This is a genomic window from uncultured Campylobacter sp., assembly GCF_938031315.1.
Classification (GTDB): Bacteria; Campylobacterota; Campylobacteria; order Campylobacterales; family Campylobacteraceae; genus Campylobacter_B.
Genome location: NZ_CALHHT010000523.1, coordinates 1 through 6,788, shown reverse-complemented (window position 1 = coordinate 6,788; position 6,788 = coordinate 1). Strand labels below are relative to the sequence as shown.

3 protein-coding genes are annotated in these 6,788 nt (G+C 46.0%); 1 reads left to right on the top strand and 2 read right to left on the bottom strand.

The genetic code is table 11. The features are described from left to right. The coding region (locus tag Q0236_RS12970; protein WP_297918914.1) for an autotransporter outer membrane beta-barrel domain-containing protein at window positions 1-3,433 on the top strand (3,433 nt) is incomplete at its 5' end. Between the two features lie 256 nt (window positions 3,434-3,689). Here Q0236_RS12970 and Q0236_RS12965 read toward each other — a convergent pair. Continuing rightward, window positions 3,690-5,054 carry a sodium:solute symporter gene (locus Q0236_RS12965; protein WP_297918911.1) on the bottom strand — a complete coding sequence of 455 codons (1,365 nt, stop codon included), beginning with the start codon at window positions 5,052-5,054 and terminating at the stop codon, window positions 3,690-3,692. Window positions 5,055-5,056: 2 nt separating this feature from the next. Continuing rightward, a partial coding sequence (gene bioA, locus Q0236_RS12960; protein WP_297918908.1) for an adenosylmethionine--8-amino-7-oxononanoate transaminase occupies window positions 5,057-6,788 on the bottom strand: 1,732 nt, incomplete at its 5' end.

Sequence of the window (6,788 nt, the reverse complement as noted above, 5' to 3'; positions counted from 1 at the left end):
TGATCCAAGTAACGATAGCTACGGCTCTTTAAATATAGAGGATGGTAAGGAGTATTATCTAATTAAAAACGGAGGCGATTACTCGAATTTCAAAGAGAAAGCCAAGCAGCAGACAAACGTATTTAATATTACCGATGCTTCTACCTATGAGATCTCTTTAAAGGGTATGTTAAAGAGCACGGATAACCACTCCATATTTATCCAAGGGGTAAAGGATACCAAACGCAATATCTCATCCGATAAAAACTTCGATAGCGAAGAGGTTTTAAAATATGATCCAGACCTTAGCGCAGGTACTATAATCAACGTAGGTAAAGCGGGCGAAAACAAGAACTTTAACGGACTTAAAATAAATACGGTAAATACCGATCCTGCTAAACCTATAAAAGCAACCGTTACTCTAGTAGAGGGTAATAATATAGGAACCATTACCGGCGATGATGATGATACTTTAAAGATAGGTAAAGATGACGGCTCTATGACTCCTGGAAGTATAGAAGCAGAAAACATCGCAGGCTTTAAGAAGATCGACTTTAACCTCCCTAACAACTACAATGGAAACGATCCCGCACTTAAGCTTACAGGAAGTACTATTACCGATCTTAGCCAGACAGACGTTAACGTAAATACCAATAACCTTGATGATAACAAAGACTATAAGTTAATCAGCAAGGATAACGGTACTATAAATTTTACCGATAGAAGCACCCAAAAAGATCAGGTCTATACCATTACCGATAAAGACCACTACCAATATGACGGCGAAACCTTCCGTAAACAAAACGCAGGCAAAGAGCTTGTATATAGAAAGGGCACCATCACCGATGCTTGGATAGATAACGGTTTCGATAGCGGTGAGCTAACCAAGAACCAAGCTAACAATGCAGCCCAAGCAGGTGCTCATAAGCTATTCGGCAATAAAAATAACACCGTAAACGTATCTCAAAGCGCAGGAGATCTAAACGGTAAGAATATAAGCTCCGGTAGAGCCGATGTCAAAGATAGCGTAACTCCAAATACCGTCTATAACAATAAAACCATAGTTAAGGGCGGAACAAATTTCGGTAACGTAAATGCAGGCTATGGTGATAGCGGAACCCAAGAGGTTCACCACAACGAGTTAAGCTTTGAAGATAGCTCAAAAGGTGCGGTAGTAAACGGAAACATAAGCGCAGGCTACTCCCTAAACGGAAACGTTCATGATAATACCGTAAGCACAAACGATACCACCATTAACGGAAACGCTTACGGCGGCGAAGCAGCAAATGGTAATGCAGATAGTAACACCATAACTCTAAATGACGGTAAGGTTACCCACGACGTAAAAGGTGCAAAAGCTAGCGGTAATGCAACCAATAACAGCGTAAATTTAAAAGGTACCGCTAGGGTTGACGGTAACGTCTACGCAGCAGATGCAAGCAGCGGTAGTGGTAACAGCGTAAATTTCCATAGCGGAAGCGTAGGAGGAACAATATATGGTCTATCTAATACAGGCGGCACGGGCAATAGCCTAAACGTATATAACGCCTCTACTCAAAAAACCGCAGGCGATATAGCAAATCTAAACGTATTAAACTTCGATGGAATTTCAAACGCTAACGGTAGCGCCGCAACTGCAGCTTTAAATTTAACCACTGCCGGCAACACCGATATCAATAATGCTAAATTCCAACTAAATGGAATAGATTATGATCCAAGTAACGATAGCTACGGCTCTTTAAATATAGAGGATGGTAAGGAGTATCACCTTATCCGCAATACTGGTAATACCTTTACGAATTTTACCGAGAAGGCTAAGCAAACAACCCATGAGTTTACGCTTAAAAACTCTACCACCTACGACATAATGTTAAAGGGTTTAATTAAGAGCAGCGACGATCAATCTATCTTGATTCAAGGAAGCAAACTTACCTCTAGAAATATCACAGGCGGCGAGTTTGGAAACGATGAGATCAATAGATATAATCCTATCCCAAATCCTGTAATAAACGTAGTTAATGAAGATCCAAATAATCCTACGAATTTCAACGGATTAAATATCAACGGAGGCAATGGCTCTACCGTAAATTTAACCGGCGGCAATAATATCGGAGATATCACCGGCGGAGCGGGAAGCACTCTAAACGTAGGTAAAAACCCTACCAATCCGGCTGCTCCTAATTCAATCACCGCTAGAAATATCGGAGGGTTTGATGATATCAATATCTTTATGCCTCCTACTATTAAAGACGGCGATTCTATGATTACGCTAACCGATCCTACGGCCAATACCGATCTAAGCAATATGCGCGGTAAGATCACCGCTTACATTAGTGGCAATACAGACGTAGGAGATACCAGCACGATCCATCTGATAGATAAGCAAGGAAGCGGACGATTACTACTTCCTGATCCTTCGCATCTACAAACCAGAGTCCAACAAGGAGCTACCATAGAGTATGAGACCTACGGTATGGTAGATGCAAACGGAAGAGCGTTAGATCTTAGATTTAGCGGTAAAAGAAGAGTAAAAGAGGATACCAAATCCTTTGCAGAAACTCGTGCTGCAAGCTTAGCCAGCCTAAAGAGCGGAAGCGAGTTAATCACCAACTACCTAGATAAGCTAATACCTGACGGTCATTTAGAGCTATTTCCTTTTGCTATAAGCGAAGCTTATGATCTAAGGTATGAGACGGGCTCGCACGTAAATTCCAAAGGCTATGGAGTAGCGGCAGGACTTGCTAGCTTAACTCCGAATTCCGCAGGAGAGATACTAAGCGGAGTATTCGTAGAATATGGAAGAGCAAACTACGATAGCTACTTAGATAGCGGTCTACATGCAGACGGTATAAGCGAATATATAGGCGGAGGCTTGATGCTAAAGCAGGTATTTAGCAGCGACGCCTATATAGATGCAAGCTTTCACGTAGGTAAGATAAGCAGCGACTACAATAGTAATGATTGGACCTATGCTATAGCCCCTGGAGTATTAGCTCATAATGAGAAGTTTGATATCAGCTCAACCTATATGGCTACTCATATAGGAATAGGTCAGATCTTTGATCTAAGCGAAAGTAATAAACTAGACGTTTATACTAAATGGCTATATGCTTACACGGATGATGCAGATGCCTCTATAAGCTCGGGAGAGAGATATCACTTTGATAGCGTTACATCTAATAGGCTAAGGGCAGGTCTTAGAGATACTATAAATTTAAAAGACGAGCATAACCTATATGTAGGAGGCGCATATGAGTATGAGTTTAGCGGAGATGCTAAAGCATCTACTATGGGACTTGACGCTCCTAAGCCTAGCCTAAAAGGTTCAACCGGAGTATTTGAAGCGGGCTATAAATACGATAGCAAAAACCTTATCCTTAGCCTAGGAGGCAAGGGCTACATAGGCAAAACAAGAGGTGGTGCTATCAATGCAGGGTTTGAGATTATGTTTTAAATAAGAGATGTGTAAGTCCTAGCTTGCACATCTATAAAATCAAATCCTATACTTAAAATTTCAGGGGCGGGAGATTTCTCGCCCCTTTTTAAATTTAGATGCTACGCAGATGATCCCGTTTGCGGCGCATGAAGAGACCATCGATCTTGCAATGCAAAACGGGATAAATTTAGTAGATTCGCTCTTATGCGATAATAATCTTATTAAACGCGCCGTATCCGCCCGCGTGAAATTTACCGTAAGCGGCTAGCTGCGCTTATTTCTCTTCGTACTCGCTTGCTTGGGGTATATAGACGCAGTTTGGATCAGGCTTTGAAGAGGCTACGTTAAATTTAAACCTAGCCGCCAGGCATAAAATGCACGCCGCAACGATACCCGCTACCGCAAAAGCATTTATGCCGCTAATAGCCGCGGCTAGCCCCAAGGCACCGCCTAGATACATGGCGCACAAAACGAGATCCTTGTCGATCTTGCCGCGAAAGATGATGGCGAAAAATAGCGCCGTCGCCACGCCGCTTACGAAGATGTTGCTCGCCGCGAAGAGATAGTTTAAAATTTCGCTCCCGAAGCTTGCCAAAAGTAGCGCGATCGCGCCGAAACCTAGCGTGGCGATGCGGTAAATTTTTAGATCCTCGCTTCGCAAAATATCGTGCGCGAAGATGCTGGAAGCCGTGATCAAGCAGGTGTCCGCAGAGGATATGATCGCCGCCAATAGCCCCAGCATCAAAACCGCACCCAACGACGCGGGCAGCGCGTTAAAAAGGCTTACGTTAAGCAGGTTTTCGCCGCTCGTGCCGTCGGCCGCAAGGCTCATCGCGCCAAAACCTATAAAAGCGATCATTATGCTACTGATTGCGATTCCAAAAGCACCGAAGATAGAGCCTAGTATCGCCGCGCGCTCGTTCTTTGCGCTTAAAATTCTAGAAAACAGCATCGGATCAATCACGTAGCTAGTACCGATAACCAGCAGATAATATCCGATCTTGTCGTATCCGAAGGCGTCATTTTTGAGCGTAAAATTTACATTTTCAAATACTTGCGACGAATTAAAATTTAGCCAGAGCAAAACCGCCAAAAACGCCGCGATTACGATAGCGTATTGATATACATCGCTTCTAATGACCGCTCTTTGTCCGCCCAAAATCGTATAAACGATGATGACCGCGCCTCCGATGAGCAGCGAGGAGTTGAAATTTAGATCAAACGTCGAGAGTATGCGCGCGCTGGCGCTAAACTGCGCCGCCAAAATGGCGCACCACGCCACGCAAATGATGACTGCGCTAACGAGCCTGGCTCTTTTGTCGATAAAAATTTCCGCAATCTGCGCGAATGTCAGCGCCTTGCTCGCGCGTAGAATTTTTGCAATAAAAATCGCTAAAATCATCAGTCCGATCGCGCCGCTTAAAAGCCACCAAACCGCGGCAAACCCGTACTTTTGCATATTCGATACCACGCCGATCGTAGCTGCGCCGCCCACACAGGTAGCTACTATCGAAAATGCAATCTCAAAAGCGCTCGCCTTTCTATCTGCAACTAAAAAGCCCTCAAGGGCGGTCTTTTTGCGAAATTCCAAGAAGCCTAGCAAAAGTAGAAATATGATAAATACGATTAAAATTTGCACATTTATCCTTTATAAATTTTTAATTTTACCGCATCGCGGATCGCTTCGCAAAGCGCTTGCGTATCGCTTCTTGGTGTGATGAATGGCGGCATGAGATAGATGTTTTTGCCAAAGGGTCTGATCCAGACGCCCCTTTTTACGAAAAATTCCTGTAGCGCCTCCACATCCACCGCCTCCTTCATCTCTACGACGCCGATAGCGCCCAAGGTGCGAACGTCCGCTACGCCGTCTAAGCTTCTGCACCCCCTCAGGCCCTCTTGCAGGTCGGAGTGGATTTGCGCGACTTTTTGCGCTGTGTCCTGCGCGCATAAAATTTCTAAATTTTTAAGCGAAACGGCGCAAGCTAGAGGGTTTGCCATGAAGGTCGGTCCGTGCATCAAAACGCCGCCGTTTTTGCTCACGCCGTGCGCGATTTTTTCGTTCGTCAAAACAGCCGCAAAGCTCATAAACCCGCCGCTTAGCGCCTTGCCTATGCAGATTATGTCGGGCGCCGCGCCGCAGTATTCGTATGCAAATACCCTGCCCGTACGCCAAAAGCCGGTGGCGATCTCGTCAAAGATGAGCATCGAGTCCGCTTCGTTGCACAGCTCGCGGAGATGGTCCAAAAATTTCGGATGGTAAAACCACATCCCGCCGGCTCCCTGGACGACGGGCTCGATGATGATGGCCGCGATCTCATCTTTGTTTTCTTTAAAAATTTTAGAAATTTCATCCGTGCTAGATGGGTCAAACGGCGCGTCGAAGCGGCAGCTCGGGCGCGGCGCAAAAATTTGACGCGCCAAGATACCGCTAAATAGCGAATGCATGCCGGTGAGTGGATCGCAAACGCTCATCGCGCCGAACGTATCGCCGTGATACCCGCCTCTGACGGTTAAAATTTTATTCTTTTTAGGCGATACGTTTTGCTGATAGCAGATCGCCGCTTTCAACGCCACCTCGACCGCTACTGAGCCGCTGTCCGCGTAAAAGATACGATCAAATTGCGGCAACATCGAGAGTAGCTTTTTGCCTAAATTTATCGCGGGCGCGTGAGTAAGCCCGCCGAACATCACATGAGAAAATTCCTTCATCTGCGCGGTCGCCGCGGCATTTAACACCTCGCTGCCGTATCCTTGAACGGCGCACCACCAAGAGCTCATCCCGTCGATCAGCGCGCCCTGCGTCGTGTAAATTTTATTGCCTTCGGCGCGTAGCACGCCGTGCGCCTTAAGCGGATGCGTCGCGGAAGTGTAGGGGTGCCAAAGATGCTTCGCATCGAAGTTTAGATCAATGGGGCCCGTGTTTGAAGCACTCATGGGCGGCGGCGCGGCGCGGCTGCTTTTGTTTTTGCTGTCTTGTTCGCAGACCTGCGCTGTGTCCAAAGCGCAGCGAGCCTCGCGATCTTTGGAATTTTCATCTAAATTTGCACCCTTCTGACCGCTTTGCGCCGCATCCAAGGCTACCGCAGCGGTTTCGTTTAAATTTGCCGCGCTCGCGTCCATCTGCGACGGATCGTTAAAATTTAGCGAGGCGATAAAATTTTCAAAAGAGCGCGCGGCAGCGGCAAAGTCGTCTTTTTGAAATTTGCGTAGCGATATGACGGATATGCCTTTGAGTTTGCTTTTCAGATACGCTGCGTTTGATACGCAAATTTCGTCCTTTTCGTCGGTAAAATTTAGAACCAGTGCCGCGATTTTAAGTCCGTGCGAGCGTAGGACATAGACGCTGCAAAGCGCGCTGTTTATCGCGCCCAGC